This is a genomic window from Roseomonas sp. FDAARGOS_362, from assembly GCF_002754815.1.
Lineage (GTDB): Bacteria > Pseudomonadota > Alphaproteobacteria > Acetobacterales > Acetobacteraceae > Roseomonas > Roseomonas mucosa.
The window spans coordinates 106,111-127,617 of sequence record NZ_CP024584.1 but is presented as its reverse complement, the minus strand read 5'-3'; the positions used below and the strand labels follow the sequence as shown (position 1 = coordinate 127,617).

29 protein-coding genes are annotated in these 21,507 nt (G+C 68.6%); 15 read left to right on the top strand and 14 right to left on the bottom strand.

Annotated elements, in window-relative coordinates; translation table 11 throughout:
• Positions 1 to 243: 243 nt before the first annotated feature.
• The 3 genes from CTJ15_RS24610 to CTJ15_RS03690 are packed head-to-tail and all read left to right on the top strand — an operon-like array spanning position 244 to position 1,620.
• A complete protein-coding gene (locus CTJ15_RS24610) occupies positions 244 to 909 on the top strand; it encodes a ribonuclease H-like domain-containing protein (RefSeq protein ID WP_126281799.1) in 666 nt (221 codons plus the stop codon).
• Positions 792 to 1,109 carry a hypothetical protein gene (locus CTJ15_RS25275; RefSeq protein ID WP_369923412.1) on the top strand — a complete coding sequence of 106 codons (318 nt, stop codon included), beginning with the start codon at positions 792 to 794 and terminating at the stop codon, positions 1,107 to 1,109. The genes CTJ15_RS24610 and CTJ15_RS25275 overlap by 118 nt, the downstream gene beginning before the upstream one ends.
• Before the next feature lie 34 nt (positions 1,110 to 1,143).
• Positions 1,144 to 1,620: a hypothetical protein gene (locus CTJ15_RS03690; protein WP_099781178.1), complete on the top strand. Its 477-nt coding sequence runs from the start codon at positions 1,144 to 1,146 to the stop codon at positions 1,618 to 1,620.
• Positions 1,621 to 1,739: 119 nt separating this feature from the next.
• On the opposite strand, the gene CTJ15_RS03685 is transcribed toward CTJ15_RS03690, so the two are convergent.
• Entirely contained in the window at positions 1,740 to 2,003 is a 264-nt protein-coding gene (locus CTJ15_RS03685) for a hypothetical protein (RefSeq protein ID WP_099781177.1), read from the bottom strand.
• 34 nt (positions 2,004 to 2,037) lie between these two features.
• Between CTJ15_RS03685 and CTJ15_RS25270 the strand changes: the two genes are divergently transcribed.
• The 3 genes from CTJ15_RS25270 to CTJ15_RS24605 all read left to right on the top strand — a co-directional run bounded on the left by CTJ15_RS25270 (position 2,038) and on the right by CTJ15_RS24605 (position 4,264).
• Complete coding sequence (locus CTJ15_RS25270) at positions 2,038 to 2,901, top strand: AAA domain-containing protein (protein ID WP_369923386.1); 864 nt, start codon at positions 2,038 to 2,040, stop codon at positions 2,899 to 2,901.
• Between the two features lie 146 nt (positions 2,902 to 3,047).
• Positions 3,048 to 3,515, top strand: coding sequence for a hypothetical protein (locus CTJ15_RS23795; RefSeq protein ID WP_126281798.1), 468 nt, complete (start codon positions 3,048 to 3,050; stop codon positions 3,513 to 3,515).
• Between the two features lie 401 nt (positions 3,516 to 3,916).
• The gene (locus CTJ15_RS24605; protein WP_226945920.1) at positions 3,917 to 4,264 is read left to right on the top strand and encodes a hypothetical protein; all 348 of its coding nucleotides are present in this window, start codon (positions 3,917 to 3,919) and stop codon (positions 4,262 to 4,264) included.
• Positions 4,265 to 4,447: 183 nt separating this feature from the next.
• On the opposite strand, the gene CTJ15_RS25265 is transcribed toward CTJ15_RS24605, so the two are convergent.
• Entirely contained in the window at positions 4,448 to 4,717 is a 270-nt protein-coding gene (locus CTJ15_RS25265) for an HNH endonuclease (protein WP_369923410.1), read from the bottom strand.
• 487 nt (positions 4,718 to 5,204) lie between these two features.
• Positions 5,205 to 5,588: a hypothetical protein gene (locus CTJ15_RS03665; protein ID WP_099781175.1), complete on the bottom strand. Its 384-nt coding sequence runs from the start codon at positions 5,586 to 5,588 to the stop codon at positions 5,205 to 5,207.
• Between the two features lie 830 nt (positions 5,589 to 6,418).
• Here CTJ15_RS03665 and CTJ15_RS24985 point away from each other — a divergent pair.
• Both CTJ15_RS24985 and CTJ15_RS03660 read left to right on the top strand, forming a co-directional pair.
• Positions 6,419 to 6,541: a hypothetical protein gene (locus tag CTJ15_RS24985; RefSeq protein WP_255414112.1), complete on the top strand. Its 123-nt coding sequence runs from the start codon at positions 6,419 to 6,421 to the stop codon at positions 6,539 to 6,541.
• A gap of 182 nt (positions 6,542 to 6,723) precedes the next feature.
• Positions 6,724 to 7,734 (top strand): hypothetical protein, encoded by a 1,011-nt coding sequence (locus CTJ15_RS03660; protein ID WP_099781174.1) that lies wholly within the window; start codon positions 6,724 to 6,726, stop codon positions 7,732 to 7,734.
• Between the two features lie 40 nt (positions 7,735 to 7,774).
• Here the strand turns inward: CTJ15_RS03660 and CTJ15_RS03655 are convergent, their stop codons facing one another.
• The 3 genes from CTJ15_RS03655 to CTJ15_RS03645 are packed head-to-tail and all read right to left on the bottom strand — an operon-like array spanning position 7,775 to position 9,187.
• Positions 7,775 to 8,311, bottom strand: a complete 537-nt coding sequence (locus tag CTJ15_RS03655; protein ID WP_126281797.1) for a hypothetical protein — start codon at positions 8,309 to 8,311, stop codon at positions 7,775 to 7,777.
• Positions 8,308 to 8,613: a hypothetical protein gene (locus CTJ15_RS03650; protein WP_099781106.1), complete on the bottom strand. Its 306-nt coding sequence runs from the start codon at positions 8,611 to 8,613 to the stop codon at positions 8,308 to 8,310. Before CTJ15_RS03650 ends, CTJ15_RS03655 begins: the two co-directional genes overlap by 4 nt.
• 22 nt (positions 8,614 to 8,635) lie before the next feature.
• Positions 8,636 to 9,187 (bottom strand): hypothetical protein, encoded by a 552-nt coding sequence (locus tag CTJ15_RS03645; RefSeq protein WP_099781105.1) that lies wholly within the window; start codon positions 9,185 to 9,187, stop codon positions 8,636 to 8,638.
• Between the two features lie 246 nt (positions 9,188 to 9,433).
• Here CTJ15_RS03645 and CTJ15_RS03640 point away from each other — a divergent pair, with 246 nt between their 5' ends.
• From CTJ15_RS03640 to CTJ15_RS03630, 3 genes are all read left to right on the top strand, one after another.
• The gene (locus CTJ15_RS03640; RefSeq protein WP_226945919.1) at positions 9,434 to 9,700 is read left to right on the top strand and encodes a helix-turn-helix domain-containing protein; all 267 of its coding nucleotides are present in this window, start codon (positions 9,434 to 9,436) and stop codon (positions 9,698 to 9,700) included.
• 779 nt (positions 9,701 to 10,479) lie between these two features.
• Positions 10,480 to 11,037, top strand: a complete 558-nt coding sequence (locus CTJ15_RS03635; protein WP_099781172.1) for a hypothetical protein — start codon at positions 10,480 to 10,482, stop codon at positions 11,035 to 11,037.
• Between the two features lie 241 nt (positions 11,038 to 11,278).
• Positions 11,279 to 13,030, top strand: a complete 1,752-nt coding sequence (locus CTJ15_RS03630; RefSeq protein ID WP_099781171.1) for a DUF4214 domain-containing protein — start codon at positions 11,279 to 11,281, stop codon at positions 13,028 to 13,030.
• 31 nt (positions 13,031 to 13,061) lie between these two features.
• On the opposite strand, the gene xerC is transcribed toward CTJ15_RS03630, so the two are convergent.
• The 5 genes from xerC to CTJ15_RS23790 form a co-directional block, all read right to left on the bottom strand.
• A complete protein-coding gene (gene xerC / locus CTJ15_RS03625) occupies positions 13,062 to 14,111 on the bottom strand; it encodes a tyrosine recombinase XerC (protein WP_099781170.1) in 1,050 nt (349 codons plus the stop codon).
• A gap of 1 nt (position 14,112) precedes the next feature.
• Complete coding sequence (locus CTJ15_RS03620) at positions 14,113 to 15,924, bottom strand: site-specific integrase (RefSeq protein WP_193009571.1); 1,812 nt, start codon at positions 15,922 to 15,924, stop codon at positions 14,113 to 14,115.
• Between the two features lie 101 nt (positions 15,925 to 16,025).
• Complete coding sequence (locus CTJ15_RS24595) at positions 16,026 to 16,484, bottom strand: helix-turn-helix domain-containing protein (RefSeq protein WP_099781168.1); 459 nt, start codon at positions 16,482 to 16,484, stop codon at positions 16,026 to 16,028.
• Between the two features lie 105 nt (positions 16,485 to 16,589).
• Positions 16,590 to 17,606: a hypothetical protein gene (locus tag CTJ15_RS03610; protein ID WP_099781167.1), complete on the bottom strand. Its 1,017-nt coding sequence runs from the start codon at positions 17,604 to 17,606 to the stop codon at positions 16,590 to 16,592.
• Positions 17,584 to 17,937, bottom strand: a complete 354-nt coding sequence (locus tag CTJ15_RS23790) for a hypothetical protein (protein ID WP_126281795.1) — start codon at positions 17,935 to 17,937, stop codon at positions 17,584 to 17,586. Before CTJ15_RS23790 ends, CTJ15_RS03610 begins: the two co-directional genes overlap by 23 nt.
• 155 nt (positions 17,938 to 18,092) lie before the next feature.
• Between CTJ15_RS23790 and CTJ15_RS03605 the strand changes: the two genes are divergently transcribed.
• The 3 genes from CTJ15_RS03605 to CTJ15_RS03595 are packed head-to-tail and all read left to right on the top strand — an operon-like array spanning position 18,093 to position 19,014.
• Positions 18,093 to 18,332 (top strand): helix-turn-helix transcriptional regulator, encoded by a 240-nt coding sequence (locus CTJ15_RS03605; protein ID WP_099781166.1) that lies wholly within the window; start codon positions 18,093 to 18,095, stop codon positions 18,330 to 18,332.
• The gene (locus tag CTJ15_RS03600; protein WP_099781165.1) at positions 18,329 to 18,667 is read left to right on the top strand and encodes a hypothetical protein; all 339 of its coding nucleotides are present in this window, start codon (positions 18,329 to 18,331) and stop codon (positions 18,665 to 18,667) included. Before CTJ15_RS03605 ends, CTJ15_RS03600 begins: the two co-directional genes overlap by 4 nt.
• Positions 18,658 to 19,014, top strand: coding sequence for a hypothetical protein (locus tag CTJ15_RS03595; RefSeq protein ID WP_099781164.1), 357 nt, complete (start codon positions 18,658 to 18,660; stop codon positions 19,012 to 19,014). Before CTJ15_RS03600 ends, CTJ15_RS03595 begins: the two co-directional genes overlap by 10 nt.
• Positions 19,015 to 19,042: 28 nt before the next feature.
• Here the strand turns inward: CTJ15_RS03595 and CTJ15_RS03590 are convergent, their stop codons facing one another.
• Positions 19,043 to 19,972 carry a LysR family transcriptional regulator gene (locus tag CTJ15_RS03590; protein ID WP_099781163.1) on the bottom strand — a complete coding sequence of 310 codons (930 nt, stop codon included), beginning with the start codon at positions 19,970 to 19,972 and terminating at the stop codon, positions 19,043 to 19,045.
• Between the two features lie 135 nt (positions 19,973 to 20,107).
• On the opposite strand from CTJ15_RS03590, the gene CTJ15_RS03585 reads away from it, so the two are divergent.
• Complete coding sequence (locus CTJ15_RS03585) at positions 20,108 to 20,818, top strand: SDR family oxidoreductase (protein WP_099781162.1); 711 nt, start codon at positions 20,108 to 20,110, stop codon at positions 20,816 to 20,818.
• A 72-nt stretch (positions 20,819 to 20,890) separates the two neighbouring features.
• On the opposite strand, the gene CTJ15_RS03580 is transcribed toward CTJ15_RS03585, so the two are convergent.
• Together CTJ15_RS03580 and CTJ15_RS03575 are read right to left on the bottom strand one after the other, a co-directional pair.
• Positions 20,891 to 21,283 carry a type II toxin-antitoxin system death-on-curing family toxin gene (locus tag CTJ15_RS03580; protein WP_099781161.1) on the bottom strand — a complete coding sequence of 131 codons (393 nt, stop codon included), beginning with the start codon at positions 21,281 to 21,283 and terminating at the stop codon, positions 20,891 to 20,893.
• Complete coding sequence (locus CTJ15_RS03575) at positions 21,280 to 21,507, bottom strand: AbrB/MazE/SpoVT family DNA-binding domain-containing protein (RefSeq protein ID WP_019463481.1); 228 nt, start codon at positions 21,505 to 21,507, stop codon at positions 21,280 to 21,282. The genes CTJ15_RS03580 and CTJ15_RS03575 overlap by 4 nt, the downstream gene beginning before the upstream one ends.

Sequence of the window (21,507 nt, the reverse complement as noted above, 5' to 3'; positions counted from 1 at the left end):
CCACCGCACCCGAGCCCTGTGCCGCCTGCTCCGAATGCGGCTGGCAGGAGCGCTGCGACACGGAGTGGGAGGCGGCGGACCACCTGCACCGGGTGGCCAACATCCGCTCCTCCCAGATCGCCAGCCTGCGGGAGGCCGGGGTGAGCACCCTGGCAGCACTCGCGGCCCTGCCGGAAGGCATTCGTGTGCCGGGCATCGCGCCGGAGGTACTGGAGCGCCTGCGCGGACAGGCAGCCCTGCAGGATGCGGTGCGCGAGGATCCGGAGGCCCGCCGCCACGTGCTGCTCGATCCCGGGCCCGGCCGCGGCTTCGCCCGCTTGCCCGGCCGGATCCGCAAGACCTGTTCTTCGACATGGAGGGCGACCCGCTCTATCCGGATGGTGGGCTCGAATACCTGTTCGGCGTCGAAGGACCGGAGGGCTTCCGGGCCTTCTGGCACTCGAAGCGGCGGAGGAGAAACGCGCCTTCGAGGAGTTCATGGACCACGCCGTGATGGCCATGGCAGCCAGCCCCGGCGCGCGCATCTACCACTACAACCACTATGAGACGACAGCGCTCAAACGGCTGGCGCAGCGTCACGCCACCCGGGAGGCCGAACTCGACACGCTTCTGCGCGGGCAGCGCTTCGTGGACCTCTATGTGATCGTGCGCGAGGCACTGCGCATCAGCGAGCCGCGCTACTCGCTCAAGAACGTGGAGCGCTTCTACCGCCCGGCGCGGGATGGGGAGGTCGGCACGGCCGGGACAGCATCGTGGCCTTCGAACGCTGGCTGGAGCTTCGTGACCAGGGGATCCTGGACGGCATCGAGGCCTACAACCGCGATGACTGTGTCTCCACCCGCGAGTTGCGCGACTGGCTGCTCACCTGCGGCCGGAAAGCCTTCCCTGGGCCGGGTTGGTCCGGGATGAGGAGGACCCGGAGCGGAAGGCCCGGCGCGAGCGGAGGAAGCCGATGCCGCGGCGATCCGCACGCAGCTGGTGGAGGGTGCCCCCGAGGCGGAGCGGCCCTACCGGGAACTGGTGCCCACCTCGCTGCCTTCCATCGCCGTGAGCAGAAGCCTGGCTGGTGGGCCATGTTCGATCGGCAGAACCGTGCACCGAGGAGCTGATCGAGGACGCGAATGCCTCGGCGGCCTGGAAGCGATGGGCGAGCCCTTCCCGATCGCACGCTCCATCGCACGCGAATACCGTTTCCCGCGCCAGGACACCAAGCTGCGGCCGGGCCCGGCCATGGACGCCGCGACGCTGGAGCCGCTCGCCATCGACAGGTTGGACGCGAACGCCCGCCGCGTCGTCCTCAAGCGCGGCAGGAACAAGGAGCCGCTGCCGGACCGGCTCTCCGTCGCACCGGGCGGACCGCTCGACGACAAGGTGCTGCGTGCGGCGGTGCGCCGCTTCGCGGACAGTGTGGCGGCTGGGGAAGCTCGCTTCCCGGCGCTGGAGGCACTGCTGCGGCGCGAGGCGCCGCGCCTCATCGGGCGCGTACCGGGCGAGGCGGTTCGCCGCCCGGGCGAGACCACGCTGGAGGCGGCCGTGGCCGCCTGCCGCGATCTCAAGGACAGCCACCTCTTCGTGCAGGGCCCACCCGGCACCGCAAGACCTGGACCGCCAGCCGCATGATCCTGGATGCGATCGGGCGCGCCTGCGGGTGGGCGTCTCCGCCCTGTCGCACAAGGCCATCGTCAACCTGTTGCGCGGCGTTGAGGCCGCGGCCGTGAGGCCGGGGTCACGATCCGCGGCTACAAGAAGTCGGATCCCGACAGTCCGGAGAACCACGTGGCCGGCACCATGATCACCGACATCTTCGACAACGCGGTGCCGGCCGACTTCCAGCTGATCGCCGGCACCGCCTGGCTGTTCGCCGGGAGGACAACGAGGGGCTGGTCGACCTGCTGTTCGTGGACGAGGCCGGGCAGGTGTCGCTGGCCAATCTCGTGGCCACGGGCACGGCCGCGCGCAGCATCGTGCTGGTGGGCGACCAGATGCAGCTCGGCCAGCCCCATCCAGGGCAGCCACCCGGGCGAGAGCGGCCTGAGCGTGCTCGAGTACCTGCTGCAGGGCGCGGCCGTGGTACCGCCGGAATGGGGCCTTTTCCTGGGCGAGAGCTATCGCATGCATCCCGCGCTCTGTGCCTGGGTGTCGGAGGCCATCTACGACGGCAGCCTGACGGCCCATGCCTCCTGCGACAGGCAGGAGTTGCTGCTCGGAGACGGCTGTCACCCCGCGCTGGTGCCGCACGGGCTGAAGTTCCGCGAGGTCGCGCACGAGGGCTGCTCGCAGCGCTCCGACGAGGAGGTGGCCGAGGTGGCGGCCATCTGGCACGACCTGATGCGCCAGTGCTGGCGCGACCGCAGGGCCGGGAGCGGCCGGTCACGGTCGAGGACGTGCTGGTGGTGGCGCCCTGGAACGTGCAGGTCAACGCACTGCGAGCCGCCCTACCGCCCGAGGCGCGGGTGGGCACGGTGGACCGGTTCCAGGGCAGGAGGCGGCCGTGGTACTGGTGTCCATGGCGACCTCGGCCGCCGGCGACATCCCGCGCGGCATCCCTTCCTGTTCAGCCGCGAGCGCCTGAACGTCGCCGTCTCCCGGCGCATTGCCTGCCGTGGTGCTGGCCAGCCCCAGGCTGCTGGAAGTGCCCTGTGCCACCGTGGAGGACCTCAGGCTGGTGAATACCCTCTGCCACGTTCACGCGGCAGGGCAATGAGCAGGATTTGCATTTTCCGGAATTCACACTGGAGGAAGTCCGGCGGCGTTGTTGTGCAGCAAGGTAATCGAAGCTATCTGGCGCGTCGCTGGTCCTTGACGGCAGACCTTATGCGGACAGCGACAATCGCTCGCGACTTGGGTTCCCTGTGTCATCAGGGCAGAAAAAACCGGCACCCCCATCCATCCGAGCGGTGATTCTGCTGAATATATTGGTTCAGCCGACAGGCGGATGAACGGTGGATATTCGTCGCCGATCAATTCTCCGGGCGCCCAAATGTCGATAGGGTGACTATCGAGAAAGGCTATAGAGGTGTCCTGGAACGCCTGAAGCTGTCATTTATTTGGGAGACATCTGGCGGCAAGAACTTGTTCCTGTCAAGTTCCGATTTGCCGGTGTTTCTGGATGCCTTGATGATGAAACCATTCGTCTTGTTGAATCGGGGCGACGCAGGCAACCTGTCAGTGTATCCAGGTTGCGCCATGTCGGTGTTGTTTCCGAAGCTGACCTACAGGATCAGCTCATACAGCAAATCCACAATGGCGATCATGCGGATATTTTTGGTAAAGTGCTGCAGATCAACGTAAATCCCATATGGCTGAGACCAAGCAATGGCAGCCTAATCCGCGATGGCCGAGATATTCCTGATCTCGTCATTGGTACCGAAACGCACGCTTTCATCATGGAACTAAGAAGGCAGATCTCGATCCAAATGGCTTATTCCAACTTCGCCGTTATCTACGCAACTCGGACCTGTTTCGTTTCGCTGGAAACCGGTCCATCGTCGGCTACTCGTCGGCCAACGTATTGATGAGGGATTGAAGTCTATGAATATTTCAAGCGCGGCAGGAAATGGCGCAACCCAATCAGGATTTTGCTTTATAAAATAGTGAGTAGAATCGATCTTCAGCCATGGATCTCATTGACACCTCACGATCACTCGTAATCTTTGCATCTCAGATTTTCTACAGGACGCATTTCTTCTTGTTTTACATGCACACTGGATTTTGTCAGCAAACAATCGGCCACCAGCGAACGGTCACTGCAAATAGGTTGGGAGCATCAGAGCATGCTTTGCGTCATTCAGTGCGCTGGATCCAAGCAGGCAAATGGAGTCACCCTCCATACAATGAACGGTATCGAGTGATGTTCGTGGCTCGTCCGGATGCAGCACCTCCAGAGAAAGGCGTCCTGTACGCTCATCCCGACGATATGTCGGACATCACGGGCATCACATGGCGTCAGCGTGTCATGGCCGTGAATGCTGGCCGCGAACCCGATCCAGGCCTCTGGATTGCTGGGAAGCTCTATCGTCCGAAAGCCTATGCACTCCTGCTGGAAAAATGGGGATTGAAAGACTTTCATCCTGTCTGCCGGCTGGGGACTCGTGCGTGCCGATTTCTGCTTCCAGACTACGATATCACCTTCAGCACCTCGGCCGAGCCCTGGAAGCGCCGGCGCGCCGGCGATAAATTCCCGGACTTCAATGCTCTGGAGAGGACCCAGGAAGATATCGTCTTCCTGGGTGGCAAGGACTACCTGCCCTGTTCCTGCGCCTGACCAGGGGTACTGCGGGACGACGCCTCGTAGTGTACAACTCGGTCAATCCCCCGGTTGCTGTGGTTGTGCTCTGACCCGCTACCCGACAACCCGCCGGACCAACTGGCACTATGACTGTGCCGAGGATCTCGCGACAGGAATCTGGCATCCTGATTTCGAGGCCGCCCCTTCCTGAGACGTCATTCAGACCCTGCTACCTGCCCGATGCCGCCGTAGCGCGGCCCGGCTTGGAGCCAGGCGGGCATCGGAAACCTCCCTCAGCTTGCGACCATGCATCTCGCGATAGGTCGGCTCCATGATGGACGCGGAAACCAGCACCTGCAGGGTATCCGGGTCAATCGCGAGAAGGCCGCAGTCGAACAAGGTATGGAGGTCCGCGCGAAGCAGCAGACCGTTGGTAGGATGGTTAGTGGCCTCGCCCCGGTAAGGCAGGATGTGAGCCGCTTCCAACACATCCAATGTGCTGCATCCACTGATCGAACAGCGCGCGCCATACGCCTCAAGCAGATGATCGCGAAAGGCCTTCTGGCCTCGCCGAGCCTGATCTCGCGCAGGATCTTCTCGCGGGCATCCACCATCCCTTCGGGGTCGAAGGCCGTCGTATCGGCGTCGCCAGAGGCCAGCACCGGGAGAACGACAGCAGTTGCCGCCTTGTCATCGACCTCGACCGTGAAGCCCAGGCGGGTCAGGGCCCGACGCACCGTACTCTCGCCACCGGCGAACTCCGACGCCTTGAGCGGACGTGCGCCCGGAAAGCGGTAGCCGAACGCCACGCCCAGGATCGCCTTGGAAGCGTAGCGCCGACCATCGTGCAACAACCAATAGGATCGTGCCGGCCCGTAGCCGTATTTTTCGAGAAACGCCTCTTCGCCAAGACGATCATGTTCCTCGATCGCCTGTAGCACCGGCACCGGATCGTTCAACTCACTGAGAGCAGCCACTAGGCGATACTCCATGAATGATCGTACCGGGTTTGGAGATCCGGTCCTTGATAGAGACAGCCGGGACTCTCGTCACGAGCATTGGCCTCGAGGTCACTCCATGCCCATGGCCGCACGAAGCGCCACGGTGGCAGAATGATCCAGCCATCGGCATCACCCACGGCCGTGAAGTCCGCGGCTGCCACGCAGAGCGCGGTCAGCGCGCAGACCAGCGCGGCCCGGTCGTCGTGGTCCGTCACGCCCTCCAGCGGAAGATCTAGGCGTCGCCCGGGCAGCAGGCGTTCGAGCAGTGTCTCGAGGGTGCCGTTCGCCGTCAGATGGCGAAAGAAGACATCCGAGCGGTCGGAACGGACGGCGGCCACCTCGCCGGGATCCTCCAGCATGACGCCCAGGAAGGCCCGGGAAATGCCTCCACCACGGCCCTGTCATGGATGCATACCGCATGCCTTGCAGGTTCGACGGAGCATCCGCCCAGCACGATGCGGACGCAGTCGTTGGCCGCCGTATTGAGAGCCTGGCCGACCGGGGCACTTGCCTGGCCGGGTTTGCCGATCCTGGCACCCAGGCGGCGCGTCAGCATTCGCTCCGCGGCACGATAGCGGCCGATCACGTCGAGGCCTGCCCGCAGCGGACCGTCGAAGGCCGCGGCCTGGAGTCCGGCCTTGCCGGCAACACCGCGGATCGTGGCCTCCTGCTCGGCCGGAATGGCACGGAAGCGGCGAATATCCCAGGTGACCGCGCCTGGATCCCAGTCGAGCCGGCAGACGCACTGCTGCGACGCTTCGGCGAGAAGCCCACATCCACCCCCAGCACCGAGCCCATGGGCGGCAGGGCGGCATCCGCTCCGGGATCTGTCTGCGTCATGGCCCCACGCTGCGCGACCGGCTGCGCAACGGCAAGGGCGCTGCCCGGTCGGTCGATGAGACAGGCCGGGTCGCGCTCGTGCCGCACGAGCCAGGGAACCGAAGCGGATGGTCATGCCGCGCGATCACGGCCGTACGGACGCGTACTCGTGAACTGAGGCCGCTCATGACGGAAGATTCCCTGACTCTTTCGTGTTCATGAATTGTTCTCGTTTGGTCCAGCCTGCGCGCATGAGCGACGCCCTTTCCCCGACCAAGCCCGACGACCTCGCCCGGTTATTGCGTTACGCCCTGCAGCGCGACGAGCGCGGCCGGCCCCTGGCGACTGAGCACCGGACAATCCCGACTTCATGGCCGCCTGGCTGATACGGCACCTGGAGCGCAGCGGCTACCTGATCCTCAAGTGGCCCATCTCCCTGTTCCCGGACCAAAGCCAGGATGGTCCGGGCTTCCAGCACATGCTGGCGGATTGAGGCTATGCCGGGGCGTGTGGAGCCTGCCTTTGGCACGGGCTCATGCGAATGGGTGACACCGCTCCGCCACGTCGCCAAAGTCTCAATTTAGATATATCTCTATCGAATTGACGCCATCCGCATGAACGTCGCGGAGTTCCCTGGCCGCCTGAGCCCGTTCGGGCGGCTGAAGGAGCTTTCCCGTGGCGACGATCTATGGCGACACCAGCACCAGCCTGTCCTGTCATCAGGTGGGCGGCGACCAGTTCATCCAGGGCGACGACGGCGTGAACTCCTACACGGCCGTCTACAACTATCTCTATGGCGATGCCTACCTGATGCGTGGCTTCGCACGCGGCGGCAACGACACGATCCTCGGCGGCAGCGCCGGCATCCTGAACGAGCAGATCTACGGCGATGCCTATGTCATGCGGGACTTCACGCAGGGCGGCAACGACCTGATCGTCGGCGGCAGCGGGGACAGCCACTCGAACCCGCTGGCCTTCGGCGACGCCTATGAGATGCATGGCTTCGCCCACGGCGGTGACGACCGGATCCTGGGTGGGAGCGGCACCGTCTACGGCGACGCCTTCACCATGGACGGCTTCACCGTGGGTGGTGACGACATGATCACGGCCGGCTCCCTGCGGAAGTCGGTCTTCGGCGACGCCGCCACCCTGTCGGGCTTCGCCAGGGGTGGGAATGATCACATCCAGGTCGCGGACAGCTGGGCCGAGGTGTACGTCTACGGCGACGGTGCCCTGTCCGGCTTCGCGCGGGGCGGGAACGACCACATCGTCGGCGGGGCGAACTCCCCCTACGAGATCCTCGTGGGCGACGGTTCCCTGAGCGGCTTCGCGCGCGGCGGCGACGACGTGATCGTCGCGGGCAACGGCTCCTACAACCTGATCTGGGGCGACGGCAGCAGGTCCGGGAGCTTCACGACCGGCGGCAACGACACCTTCGTCTTCACCCCGGGCGCCCGGCAGAACCAGATCATGGACTTCGAGCAGGGCAAGGATCACATCGACCTGACGGCCTTCGCCAGCCAGGGCGTGCACGGCATCGGCGACCTGGCCATCCGCTCGGGCGACGTCGTGCTCGGCAACGGCCAGACCGTCCATGGCAGCTCGATCGACCTCGGCGGCCAGTACGAATACATCGCCGTCCAGGACGTCACACACCTCCAGGCCAGCGACTTCGTCTTCGCCTGATCTGGATCCGGGCATGACGATCCCGGCGCCGGCGCGACCGTCAGCGCCCGGCGCCGGGCCTCGTATCCTCCTCCAGCAGCTCGCTGACGCTCAGGCTACCGCTGATCCGCCCGCGCCGCGCCAGCACGGCCACGGGCGTGCCCGGCCGCAGCACCTCGAACCGCGCTGGCCGCACCCGCACGCAGGGCGCCTGTCCATCGATGCGCAGGCAGACCACGTAGCGCTCGGGCTCGTGGTCCGGCACCACCGCGGTGCTGACCTGGCCGTTGGCCGAGATCACCGGCGCCACCGTCATGCCGGAAGAGGCCGGCCGCCAGGTCCGGCTGAGCACCACCCCCTCCAGCCGCTCCACCGGCCGGAAGGCGAAGTCCGCCAGCGTGAAGGCCAGCCACCAGGCCAGCGCCGCGGTGCCGATGGCCAGCAGCCACAGCGTGGCGCTGAGCAGCACCATCGGGAAGCGATGCTCCCCCGGCACCCGGGGCCGCAGCAGCGCCATCCAGGGATCGAGGAACATCTCCGCCAGCCACGAGGGCTCGCGCAGACCCTGCCCTGCCCCTCCGGATCCAGGTCCGTTCAAGTCGCCTCCCAGAGCCTGCCCGAGGCGCCGCAATGGCCCTCACGCTCGTTGCCACGTTCGATGGCGCACAGCACGAAGTCCAGCGGATCCGGCATCGCCGGCTCGCCGGTGACCAGATGATCGGCCAGCGGCGGCAGCGGTGCGGGCTGGACCCGGGGATGCAGGCAGCAGGCCAGCCGCCAGGCCTCGCGCGCGCTGCGCGGCGACGGCAGGCCGCACAGCGTCCACAGATCCAGCCGGGCGTGCCGGCAGTCCCGGCACAGCCGGGGCGGCCGGCTGGAAGCGTCGGGCTCCCCGGCCATGGTCACCCTCCCTCCTCCTGCCTCAGGAGCCGACCACGAAGACCGAGGTCCGGTCGGCCCGCTCCTGGTGGGTGGCCAGGCGCACGCTGACCCAGACGCCGGGTGCGCCTTCCCATTCCCGCAGGTGCGGCCCATGCTCGTCCAGCAGGTCGTCACTGAGCACAGGTCCCGGGCTCACTTCCGCCGCCACCTCGTTGGCCGGCCGGTCCGGCCACTGGATCAGGTCGCCCACCTGGGGATGCTGCTCCTGCGGGAACAGGTAGGTGACGGTCTCGGGCGTCTCGGTGCGCGTCTCGGGCAGGCGCTCGATCACCAGCCGCGCCAGCTCGGGCAGCGCCTCGAAGAGATTGAGCGTGTCCTCCTCGCCCACCGTCCAGATCTTCTCCTTCGGGTTCCAGCGCGCGCTCCGGACCCGCTGCTTGAACAGCGCGATGACGGCCGGGTCGTAGCGGAACCCGACCTCGAAGTAGTGGCGCTTGCGCACCTGCACGCCCGGTACGCTGCGCGGCTCGGGCCCGGGGCGGCGCGCTGCGTCTCCGGGCCGCGGCACCTCGCCGCTGTGTTCCTCGTCCATGGGTCCTGTGGTCCTGCATGATGGGTGTGACGACCGGGAGACGTGCTGGAGCAGGGCACATGTAGCCTATCGTCATAGGGATGATAAGACGTGGAATCACCATGCGTGGACCTTCGGTCCGTCGCACGTCTCCCTGCGGCGATGGAACGGACGAAACGCGGCCCCGGGAGGGCCGGAGCGGCACAGGCGCAGCCACAGCGGGCGCGCGTCCCGCGCAGGCCGCGCCGGCCGCTGCCGGAACCGGAGGTGCCGGCCGGGGCGAAGGATCCGAGGGTCGTCCTGGGCGAGCGGGTGAACGCCCTGCGGGTAGCCCTCGGTCTCAGCCAGGAGGACTTCGCTGGCCGGGTGGGGCTGGACCGGACCTATGTGAGCGGCATCGAACGCGGCCTGCGCAACCCCACCCTGCTGGTGCTGCTACGCCTGGCACAGGCGCTGGAGGTTCCGGTCACCGGGCTGCTGGAGGAGACGCAGGGGAAGGAGGGAAAGGGAGAGCGGCCGCCCGCGAAGCGCTGACGGGCAGCTTCCGTCATGGCCGGCACGGCAGGCGGGCAGGCCATGGGCCCCGTCCCGCTCTGCCGGCCCCGGCCATGACCCGCCGGGAGGGCGGGGCGCCGGCTCTGGTGAGGGAGGGCACCGTCATCGCCTGACGCCCGCTACGAGACCGAGGTGGGCCGTCTATTGCTGCATCGCAATAGGCTACTGCGTGGCCCGGGCCATCAACCCGCACACGGGCGATAGAATTCCCGGTTTTCATTCCGATTTCATATTGAAAACGCGGATCCCAATCCCCATCTATGCTGCGGTGAAGCCGGGAGCCTGTTCGTTGCTTTCCGCCTTCCGGGCGCCTGTCGCCCTCACCCACCTTCCCCATCCCCCTCATCCTGGCGGACCGATGCGCGCGCCTTCTGGCCGCGCTTCGGTCCCGGACCGCGCATCCGGCACTGAGCCGGCCGTCTTCTGCGAACCTCCTGCCCTGCCAGCGGTGGCAGCCCGATGACCGGGATGGGCCGCCCGGCGCTGCCCCCCGGGGGGCCTTGCGCCGGCCCCGCCGCGTGCGCGCGGTGGATCCTCTTCCTGACCCCTTCGGCTTTCCTTCCCTTCTCCCGGCTTCACCACGCCTTCTCCCGATCCACCTTCGCGGATCTCCGGTGATCACCGGCGGGAGGGAGGGGGCGCCACACCATCGCGCCCCCTCTTCTCCCCCGTCCCGTGTCCCTGGCCGGTCTCGGTAGCTCCCAAGCCGACCGTCGCGGCCCTTGAGCAAGGCCGAAACCACTCTCCAGGACACAACGATGCTCTTCAGCACCGACGTTCCCGACGACGAGGCCCAGCGCCGGCGGACCCGGCTCTTCCGGCTCTTCGCCGCACAGCTCCTGCCCACGGTGGCGGAGGCCAGCGATGCGGCCCTTCCGGCCGCAGCGGAGTTCGAGCGCCTGCACCGGCGCCTCGATGTCCTCGAGCGCCACATGGCCGATCTGATGTTCCTCCAGCTGTCCGCGCAGGACCTCCTGCTGGGCAAACGGCGGGACTTCTCGGTTCGCAGCCGCGAGCTCATCGTCGCGGCCCTGCGCCGGGCGCCCTACCGGGGCCGCTGCCCCTGCTGCGGCCACGAGCCCGTCCTCGACGAGGCGGGCATGCCGCTGGAGGCGACCGAGTTCGACCATGCCTTCCACCGCGGGCTGAACCGGCCCGAGCATGGCTGGCTCGTCTGCCGGTCCTGCCACCGCGAGATGACCCATGGCGGCTATCTCGCGCGCTTCTCGCGCATCCACCAGTTCCGCGCCTTCCAGGGCGCGGTACTCGCCGGGCGGGAGCGATCCCGGGCCCGGCCCGCGGACGCACCGTCCTGACGCTGGCTCCCGCCAGCAACGCAAAGCCCCCGGCCTCGAAGGCCGGGGGCTTTTCGCGTTTCCGAGCCTGGCGGCTCCGGCGTCACCGGGCCGGAGCCGCGGCCTGTGGCAAACCGGGAACACGGCACGCCGCGGACAAATCCTGAGACGCCAACGTATCGAAATAACGCACTCGTTGCCTTGATGAGACAAAGGTTAACGATTACCGCCTTTCCCCGGCCCTGGAGGGGATTTGCCAGACGTGTCCGGAACGCTGCCCACGGTTTCCCTCTTCGTCGCGAAGTCGACCCTGACCGAGGGGGCCGATACGGCCCTGAACGCGATCGTCACCCGCACGCTGTCTGACCTGACCAGCTCCGTGACCGTGGAATTCTACATCCCCGTCACCACGCGCAATGTCGCCGGAGCGGACGACTTCGTCGGCGGCCTCGCCCCGAAGGTGGTGACCTTCGCCCCGGGCGAGACGTCCCAGGCGGTGAGCTGGGGCCTCGTCGACGACAACGTCCCGGAGGTCCCCGGCGCGATCGGCCTGTGGCTGCGCAACCCGGTCAATGCCACCGTCAGCACGAATGGCGGAGGATCGGCCGGCGTGGTCATCCAGGACAACGATCCGACCGATACGATGAGCATCGCCGCTGTCGGCGCCTCGGCCGTGCGGGAGGGCGATGCCTCGGACCAGGGCACGCACAAGCTCACCTTCGACATCGTGCGTGAGGGCAACACCTCCTGGCCGGTCACCGCAGCGATCGTGATCGAGGCCGACACCTCGGCCGGCGCGCATTCGGCCTCGGCCGGCGACATTGTGGGCGGCTTCACCACGCAGTGGGTCTATTTCAATTACGGCGAGACCCATAAGACCTTCGAGGTCACCATCGCCGGCGACAACCTCCTCGAGGGCAACGAGACCTTCGTGGTCCGTATTAGCAACACCTGGAGCCCGTCGGGCGCACCGGGCTTCCTGACCGGGATCGGCACCGCCGCGGTCACCGCGACGATCCTCGACGACGATACGCCGGTCGTGCCGGGCACCGCCGGCAACGACGTTCTGCACCATGTCGACGGCTCCCACATCTACGACGGCGGGGCCGGCTTCGACGTGCTGGACTACGGCGCGACAGGCCGCCGCGGCCTCGCCGTGACCCGCTCCGCCGAGGGCGACGTCGTCATCACCCATGGCGGCCAGACGGACACGCTGCGCTCGGTCGAGGAGGTCCGCCTGGCCGATGGGCGCCTTGTCTTCAACGAGGCCGACCCGGCGGCACAGGTGGTGCGGCTCTACCACGCGGCCCTCGACCGCGATCCCGAGCAGCAGGGCCTGAACTTCTGGATCGACCGCCTCGGGGAAGGCCACGGCCTGCTCGATCTCGCGCAGAGCTTCCTCGCCAGCCCCGAATTCAACGCGCGCTACGGCAGCCTGACGGACAGCCAGTATGTCGACCGCCTCTACCAGAACGTCCTGGGCCGCGAGGGCGAGGCGGCGGGCAAGGCCTGGTGGCTGTCGCAGCTGGGCAGCGGCCACAGCCGCGCCGAGGTGCTGCAGGGCTTCTCGGAGAGCGCCGAGAACAGGGCCAACACGGCCGGCCTCTGGCAAAACGGCATCTGGGATGTCGACGAGCATGCCCTGCAGGCCGCCCGGCTCTACGACACGGTGCTGGGCCGGCTGCCCGACGCCCCGGGACTGGCCTTCCAGGCCTCGCTGCTCGACAGCGGCGTCGCGCTGAGGGATGTCGCCGCGGCCTTCACCCGCAGCCCCGAGTTCCAGGCCAAGTACGGTGCGCTGGATGACCGCCAGTTCGTGTCCAACCTCTACCTGAACACGCTGCACCGGGCCGCCGAGCCGGCCGGGCTGGACCACTGGGTGGCCCAGCTCCAGGGCGGTGCCTCGCGCAGCGACGTGGTGCTGGGCTTCTCCGAGAGCCCGGAGCACATCGCCCTGACCAACCCGGACTTCATGTCCGACGATCCGGGCCACTACGGCATCGCCTTCGCCTGAAGGGTAACCGGCATCGGGCTGGGCAGCCGCATCATGCCGCCCGCCTTCTCTTGTGGATCAGCGCGGCGTAGCGCAGGGCGGCCTGGCATTGTCCGGCGTGGTTGTAGCCTTCCGCCACGGCCGGGGTGTTGCCCACCACCGCCGCCCCGAAGGCCGACGTCTCGCCCAGCCGCAGGGCCACGGTGGTGACCACGCTGTGCCGGATGCGGTGCGGCCCGAAGGATATCCCGAAGCGCTTCAGCGACAGACGCTGGATGCGGGTCTGGATGCCGTGAGTCGTGAGCGGCCCGCCCTGCGCACTGATCCACAGCGCCTCGTGCCGCTGCCCGTCCAGCAGCGCCGGGCGGATCACGTCGAGGTAGCGCCGCATCCAGGGCGTGAACTCCGGCGGCAACCCGAAACGGTCCGCCTTGCCGTTCTTGGTCTGCTCGCCGCTCAGCTCGACCCGGAAGCAATCCCCGACCTGCCGCAGCTCGTGGCCCGGCCGCAGCAGGCTCACCGAGCGCAATCGCCGGCCGCACAGGGCAAACAGGACGATCAGCAGCCCGTCGCGATAGGCGGTGAGCGCCTTATCCCTTCCCTGCTCCAGCAGTACCCGTGCCTGTTCCATCATGGTGACGCCCCAATCGAGGATCACCTGCCCGTCCGGCACCACCAGCTGACGCGTGTGCTTTGGCAGCAGCGCGTGCACCGACGTGCCGTCGGGCTTGCGGATCCAGGACACCTCCGCCCCCGGCACGATCACCGCCAGCGCCATGGCCAGTTGCCCGAAGCGCCCGATGACCGTGTGGTCCGCGTTGCCGGCACGGCGCAGCGTGCGGAAATAGGCCCGCAGCCGCTCCTGGGTGACGCGGGCCAGCGGCGGCTCGTCCGGGTCGAGCCAGCCGCGGCTGTGGAGGAAGGACAGCCAGCGGCCGTAGCCCTTGATCAGCGTGGCGAGCGAGGCCCGGCGCAGCCGGGCACCGGGGCGGACATCCCCGAAGGGATCGCCCGGCGTGCAGTGCAGCCGCCAGGCGGCACGGTCGGCCTCGGGCCAACGTTCCAGCGGCCAGCACAGGCGGGTGTGGGCGTGCACGTCCATCTCAGCCTCTCCGCGCCTTGCCCTTCCTACGGCCTGCCGCGATGGCCCCGGCGCCGCGGTGCCGGCCGAGGGCCAGATCCTGGTAGCGCCGCGCCGCGGCGGCCTGCTCGGTGCCGCAATAGGCGCGGGCGGTGGTGGCGATCGAGGCGTGGCCCAGCAGCTGCCGCACTTCCTCGTAGTGCCCGGGATAGGCCTCGAGGAACCGGTGGGCCGCGAGGTGACGGAACTGGTGCGGCGTCATCGTCACCCCGACATGCGTGGCGATCGCGCCCTTGATGGCGTCGCGCAGCCCCTGGTGGCCGATCCGCTCGCCCGGCTTGCCGTAGCCCGGAAACAGCCACGGGCAGCCTGGAGCGGAGGGACGGTAGCCGGCGATCCACTCCCGGATCAGGGCGGCCACCTCGGGCACGATCGGCATGTCGATCGCCCGGCCGTTCTTGCTCTCCTCGGGCGGGATCCGCAGGTGAGTGAAGGCATTGCGACGAGGGTCGGGACGGTGGAAATGCCGGTCCAGGCGCAGGCCGGCCAGATTGGCCAGGCGCAGCGGCAGGCAGGACAGGATGCTGACCGCCACGGCCCGCATGGCCAGCGACCGGGCCTGTGCCGGCGCTCCGTCGCGCAGCTCGCGCGCCCCCTGCATCAACGTCACCGGAAGAGCCTTCAGCCTTTCCTGGATGGCGGGCTGCATCACCGCCTCCATGCAGCGCTGGTTGCGCCCGGTCATGCCGCGGTAGCTCAGCGCGACCGGCTTCTGCCACGCCTGGATCTGTTTCACCTGCGGTGGGGGCAGCTCGACGTAGTGCCTGGCGACGATGCGCAGCACCTCGGCCACGTGGTGGCCGGCCGCCGAGGGCCTGCCCCTCGCCGTCTCGTCGCCCGCCCTCTCGTACAGGAAGCGGATCGCCGCCTGGGCGCGCTTGAGCGGCACCACCAGGTCGCGCAGCGAGGCGATCTCCGCCGCGGTCACGGCGCCGCTGGCGACCAGGGCGCTGGCGGCCCAGCGGGCATGGTCCATCCGCAGCGCCACGGTGGAGGGACGCAGCGCCCGCCCGCCCAGCCTCGCGGTGTCGTCCTCGCCCTGGTCCAACGTGTCGAGCGCGGTGCTGCCCAGCCGCCGGCCGAAGGCGGCGAGGTCGGCCTGGAAGCTCGCCGGGAAGGCCGTGAGCGGCAGCACGTAGGCGTTGGGCCGCACCAGCCTGCCCAGCGGCCGTCCCGGCCAGTCCGCCACGTCGCGGCAGGCGCGGTTCCAGCCGCCGCGCACGTCGCTGACTGCCTTGCGGGGTTTCGGGTTCAGGCTCCGCGTCACCAGCCAGGCCTCGAAGCCCGCCAGCACCGCCTCGTCCACCGCCTCCAGTGCCACGTCCTGCCGCGTGCAGAAGCGGGCGAAGGCGATCAGCCCGTAGCGCTGGAATTGCCCGAGCCGCGCCAGGGCCGCCGCCCAGGCGGGAGAAAGCGGACCCTCCAGGGGGTCGATGACACCCAGCCGCTCCAGCGCGGCGCGCAGGTTGGAGCGCAGCGTGGTCATGGCGCCACGGCTGAGGCCGTGATGGGTGGCGGAGCGGTCGAACACCCGCTCGCGCAGGAAGGCCGGGGTCAGTTCGGCCTCGGCCGCCTGGCTCCTGGGATCCATCCCCGCCAGGCGACAGACCCCACGCAGGGCGGAGGCAAGGTCGCGCCTTCGGGTGGGGGTGAGGTCGTTCCAGCGGGCAACCTTGGCCAGCGCCATGGCGACGGTGAGCGGGGCCCCGGCGGACACGCCGGAGGCCTGCTCCAGGGGTGCCGCGGGGGCGGGAGGACGGGCGGAAAGATGCATCTGGCAGTCTCCGGAAAGGTGCGGCGAATCGGGAGCACACAGCACTCTAATCCCAGGCCGATTGGCGCCCCGGAGGCTCACGACGGGCTCGTAAGGGGTTGTCATGATGGGGTTTTCCCGCGGACCGGCCCACCGGCACCGGCACCGGGAGCATCGGCACGGGCCTCACGGGTGCTGCCGGAGCGCTCCCGCTGGCTCTCCAGGATGGCTTGGCGCATGCGGCCGCCGAGCAGGGCGAGGACCTCCTCCTCGTGGAAGTAGACCGCGCGCCCGACGCGCAGCGGCGCGAGGTATCCGCGCCGCACCCAGTCGCGCAGGGCGCGCTCGGAGCGGCGGAACACGGCTGCCACCTCGGCCGCCGTCAGCAGCTTGGGCAGGGATGCGGCGGGGGATCGGTCGGACGCCGCCGGGAGGCTGTCCGCGGCGTCGCCGGGGAACGGCAGGTCCTGTGTGGCCGGAAGCGCCCGTGGCGGGCGCGGCAGGAGCGGTGCGACATTGCATCCCGGTCCAGGATCGGGGCGGCGGGCCGGTGCCGGCCGGCGTTGTGGGTGTGTGACCATGGACAGGCCACTTGCACCACGGCCGCCGCATCCGTCCGGTGACACAATTGAACGTTTGCTATCGCAACGAATTCGGCCCGGCCTGGGCGCTGCCTGACGACCGGATCAACGCGATGCGCGGCGGGTGGCCTTCAGCACGGTGGCGGCGATCTGGCGGTAGCCGCGACATTCCTCCGGAGTCAGTGGCATGGGGAAGTGTCGGTGATAGGCTGCCTTGATACGGATCCGGCACAGGCGCAGATCCTCCGCATCCGCCTCGCCCAGGGCGACCTGCTCCGGATCGCCGCCCTGCCAGATCGTAGCCGCTTTCCTGGCGTGCAGGACGTCCTCCTCCGCTATCTCGCGGATCGCATCGCCCAGCCGGTAGCTGCCACGCCGGACATCGTGCCAGTGGCAGGCCAGCCGGGCGCGGACGGACTGCGCGAGAAGAAACGTATCGCCGCGCGGGCGGCCAGGATCGGCGGGCGGCACCAGGTCAGGAAACCGGATGGCCTTCGCGCCGAGTTCGGCCAGAGCCTGCACACGGCGGAAGTCGGCGAGGGGGAACTCCCCTTCCCCATCGAGCCAGCGGGGAAAGCGCCAGAGCAGGTCCTGGATCTCGCGTGCCGCCGCGGCGTTGCCGGAACGGCGGCCGCCTTTGTGTCCGAGAGCAGCCACGGACCGGCCGACCCCGCCGATTTCGGCACCGGCCTCCGTGGACAGCAGCAGGGTCCGCAGCGCGGACAGCCCGGCCCGCTCGCCACGCCGGAGGGCACGCAGCGTCTCCAGGACGAGGCGCGGCAGCCCGTCGCCTGCCGCGACGATCAGGGGATGCTGCCGGATCTCCTCGAACCGCTGGCGCGAGGCCGCACTCCGGTGAGGATGTGGCTTCGGGGGCGCGGGCGGGCGCCGCGGCCGCCTGCTGTCCGAGGGCCGGATCCGCCCGCTCCTCGCCGCCTCGAGGAAATCCGGCAGCGGCCAGGACCAGAACGCATTGGTGGAGGTGACGCCGCGGACGATGCCATCCGCGATCCGGGTGATCCTGCGGGTTTCGCCGTCCTCCAGGAAGACCGCGCCGGGCCGGACCCAGGCCGCATGGTCCGCGTCGGGTGGATCGGTTTCAGGAGGCAGCGTGTCCGGCACCGGCGAAGCATCCGATTGTACTCCGCACCGATGCCACTACCCGAAGCGAGAGCCAATCCGTGGCGGCATCGAGTTCGGGCTTGAGGCGATCCTCGTCCGCGAGGGTCCGTGCCCGCGCCTGCAGAGTTGTCAGGGCGGCGTAGGCATTCCGCCATTCGACGTGGAGGCGCTGGAGATTCATGTCCGGATCGCCGGGCGGCCTCACTTCCGACACGGCGCCGCGGAAGGCGGCAAGGGTCAGGCTACCTGTCGCCAGTGCGGCAAGCGCTGCGCGGCGGGAAAGGCCGTCTCCGCTTCGGCGGCGGTCTGTGATACGGGCATGCTTAGCCATGGCCGGCTGATCCCTTCAGCAGCTGTGGTCAGGCTGGGCGGGAGGGGTCCAGCCTCTCGTCCGGTCGCTCTGATGTTGTGAAGGTTCCCCCTCACACGTAATGTGTAACCCTACTCATTCAGTTAAACAACTCAATTTGAGTAAGGTAATTCGTTTTGGACATCACGCCCGCGCAGTGCCGTGCGGCTCGTGCTCTGCTGAACTGGTCGCAGGATCAGCTGGAGACAGCGGCCAAGGTAGCACGCAAGACCATCGCCGATTTCGAACGTGAAGTCCGCCGGCCGTATGCGCGGACGCTGGAGGCTCTTCGTGCCGCTCTGGAAGCGGCAGGAGTGGAATTCATCCCGGAGAACGGAGGAGGCGCCGGGGTGCGCCTGCGGAAGCAATCCTCGTGAAGGCCTGGATCGTTGCCTTCAGCCTGCTCCTGACCCAGGCGGGCACTGCCATGGCGCAGACCATCGCCGTCTCATCCGATCCCCGGGCTCACTACGAACTGGTCGGCAAGGTCAGGCGCGACGATGGCCTGGTCGAGATCACCACGCGCCGCCAGGGCCCCTCCGGTACGTCCTTCGCCCGGCGTGAGGTCGATTGCCGCCGGCGGTTGTTCCGCTACCTCGGCGAGGGTGACACCCTGGAAGAGGCCAGGCGCCCAGCCCCCAATCCCGGCAGGATGTCTCCCCTCGTCGACGGTTCCATCTCCGACCGCATCGTGCGCTTCGTATGCCGGTAGCCGGGGAGGCGAGCACTCCAGCCGGCGCCGTCTACGACGGCGATGGCAGGCTGGTCCTGGGCAGCGGTCCCGCCTTCTCGCTGGGCCTAGTCACGGATTGCGCTTTCCAGGCGGTGCTGCACAACCTGGACGAGCCGGGGAACACGATCGAGCCGGGGGACCGGCTCTGGCTCCTGCCCGAAGGTCTGGTCCCGGGCGCTGCCCTTCCAGAGCATGTCCTGGCCAGCCTCGCCGCGGTGGTGCGGACCGGCGGCAAGGTCGTCGTGATGGCGGATGGCGCCGAGGTTGGGAACTGGGCCTGCGAAGCCATCGAGCGGACGCTCGACGCGCGCCAGGGCAGCGCCTGAGCGCGGCCCCCTGGCAGCGGCTCTCCCTTCAACGCCCAGGATAGGCCTGTCGGCAGACCGTCACCACCGTCTCGCGCAGCCAGCGATGTGCCGGATCGGCGTCCAAGCGGGGATGCCACATCGCCGAGATCAGGAACTCCGGCACCGGCACCGGAAGACCGAACTTCTCCAGGCCGGACGTCACGGTTGGATCGCCCAGCAACCCGTTGCCGAGGCAGGAGCGCGGCACCAGCGCCACCAGCTCCGACTGGCGCACAATGCGCATGGCATCCGGATAGCCGGGCACGGCAACGCCGATCCTTCGCCCGAAGCCGAGCCGCCGCAGGGCGGCATCCACCGCCTCGCCCGTCTCCCCTTCCCGCGATGCCGCGACGTGGCGGCAGGCGGCGTAGCGTTCCGGCGTCACCTCCCCGGCCGCCAAGAGCGGATGTCCCGTCCGGACCACGCCGACGAAGCGGTCGCGGAACAGGAAGCGGGTGCGGATCTCCGGCGCGGAGGTACCGCGCAGGCCGATCTCCAGGTCGATCAGCCCCTCGCGGAGCGGTCCCACATCCTTGTCCGGCTTCGGAACGAAGCGGAGTTGGACCTGCGGCGCCGCTCGCGCGACGGCCGCGACGACGGGGGCGGAGAGGACATCCAGGAAGCCCTCGCTCGCCCGGATGGTGAAGCTTCGCTCCAACGAGGCGATGTCCACCCGGGCGGGCTGCGGCCGCAGGACCGCCCGTGCTTCCCGGGCCAGCTCGTGGACACGGTCCCGCAGCTCAGCCGCGCGCGGCGTCGGCACCAGGCCGCGCCCGGCGCGCACCAGCAGCGGATCGCCTGTTGCCGTGCGCAGCCGTGTCAGCGTGCGGCTCATGGCCGATGGGCTCAGCCCGAGACGGCGGGCCGCCCCCGTCACGCTGGCCTCCGCAAGCAGCACGTCCAGCGCGGCGAGGAGGTTCAGGTCCACGTCGTCCATCGGGCCAGCCTACCCGCCCAGCGCGGCCATCCCCAGCGTCCCATGCAACAACGATTTGCATGGTATGCGCGTGGCGCCCGGACCGGAGGCTGCCCAACATCCTGGCCCGATCCGTCAGCCAAGGATGACCCACCCATGACAGCCTTCGACCACTCCACGCCCTCGATCCTCCTCGTCGGCGCCTCGCGCGGCCTCGGCCACGCCATGGCCGCCGAGTTCCTGCGGAAAGGCTGGAACGTCACCGGCACCGTCCGGGACGGGAGCACCCGGACCCTGCTGCACGACCTGGCGGAGGCCAAGGGCCGCGTCGGGATCGAGACCCTCGACATCCGCGTGCCGGAGCAGATCGAGGCACTGCGGGAGCGCCTGATGGGCCGGTTCTTCGACATGCTGTTCGTCAATGCCGGGACCACCAACCGCGATCCGGCGCAGACGATCGGCGAGGTGTCGACCGAGGAGTTCGTGGAGGTCATGCTCACCAACGCGCTCGGCCCGATGCGGGTCATCGAGCGCCTGGAGGCCTGTGTCGCCCCGGCGGGCCTGATCGGCGCGATGTCCTCCGGCCAGGGCAGCATCGCCAACAACGAACGCGGCCAGCGGGAACTCTATCGCGGCAGCAAGGCCGCGCTGAACATGTTCATGCGCAGCTTCGCGGCCCGCCAGGGCGCGACGCCGCGTCCGATGGCGTTGATGGCACCCGGCTGGATCCGCACCGCCCTGGGCGGTGCGGAGGCCCCTTTGAGCATCGGGGACAGCATCCCGAGCCTCGTGGAGGTGCTCCTTGCCAAGCGGGAGCGGCCGGGGCTGGAATACCTCGACTACCGCGGCCGCACCGTGCCGTGGTGAGGATCGGACCTCCGGTTCAGCCTGGATTCATGGCGGCGAAGACCGTTTCGTACGACCGGTCCCGCCCCGGCATCAGCCGCGCCGGCTGACCCGTAGCCACGCCGCGAAGGCCGCTTCGTCCAGCCTGCCTTCGACCAGCCGCAGCATCTGCTCCACGGCCCGTGGCGCGTCGACGTCGAGTTCGACACCGTTGGCCTTGAGGAAGAGCACGCAACAGCCCCAGGCGGTCCGCTTGTTGCCATCGTTGAAGGGGTGGTTGGCCGCGAGACCATAGGCATAGGCGGCGGCCAGATCGAACAGGTCGGGGATGCCGGCATCGGCGTAGACGAGCTTGTTCTCCGGACGACCGAGCGCGCTGTGCAGCATGCCCTCGTCCTTGACGCCCTGGATCCCGCCATACTCCCGCAGGGCCTGGTCGTGCAGGAACAGCACGACATCGGCCTCCAGGAACTCCGGGTCGCTCAACGCCTGGCGAGTTCCTGCAGCGCATCGGCCTGCTCGCGCAGGACCTCTCGGGCCAGCTGCATCTGCCGCTCGAGCTTCAGGTTGCGCTTCACCAGCTTCACCCCATCCGCCAGTTCCACCAGGGTCAGGTCCTGGCCGACCTCCAGCCCCATGCGGATCCTCGTCTCGGCCGGGAACGTCACCCCGACCGAGTTGCCCTGCCGGCGCAGTGTCACTGTGGTCAT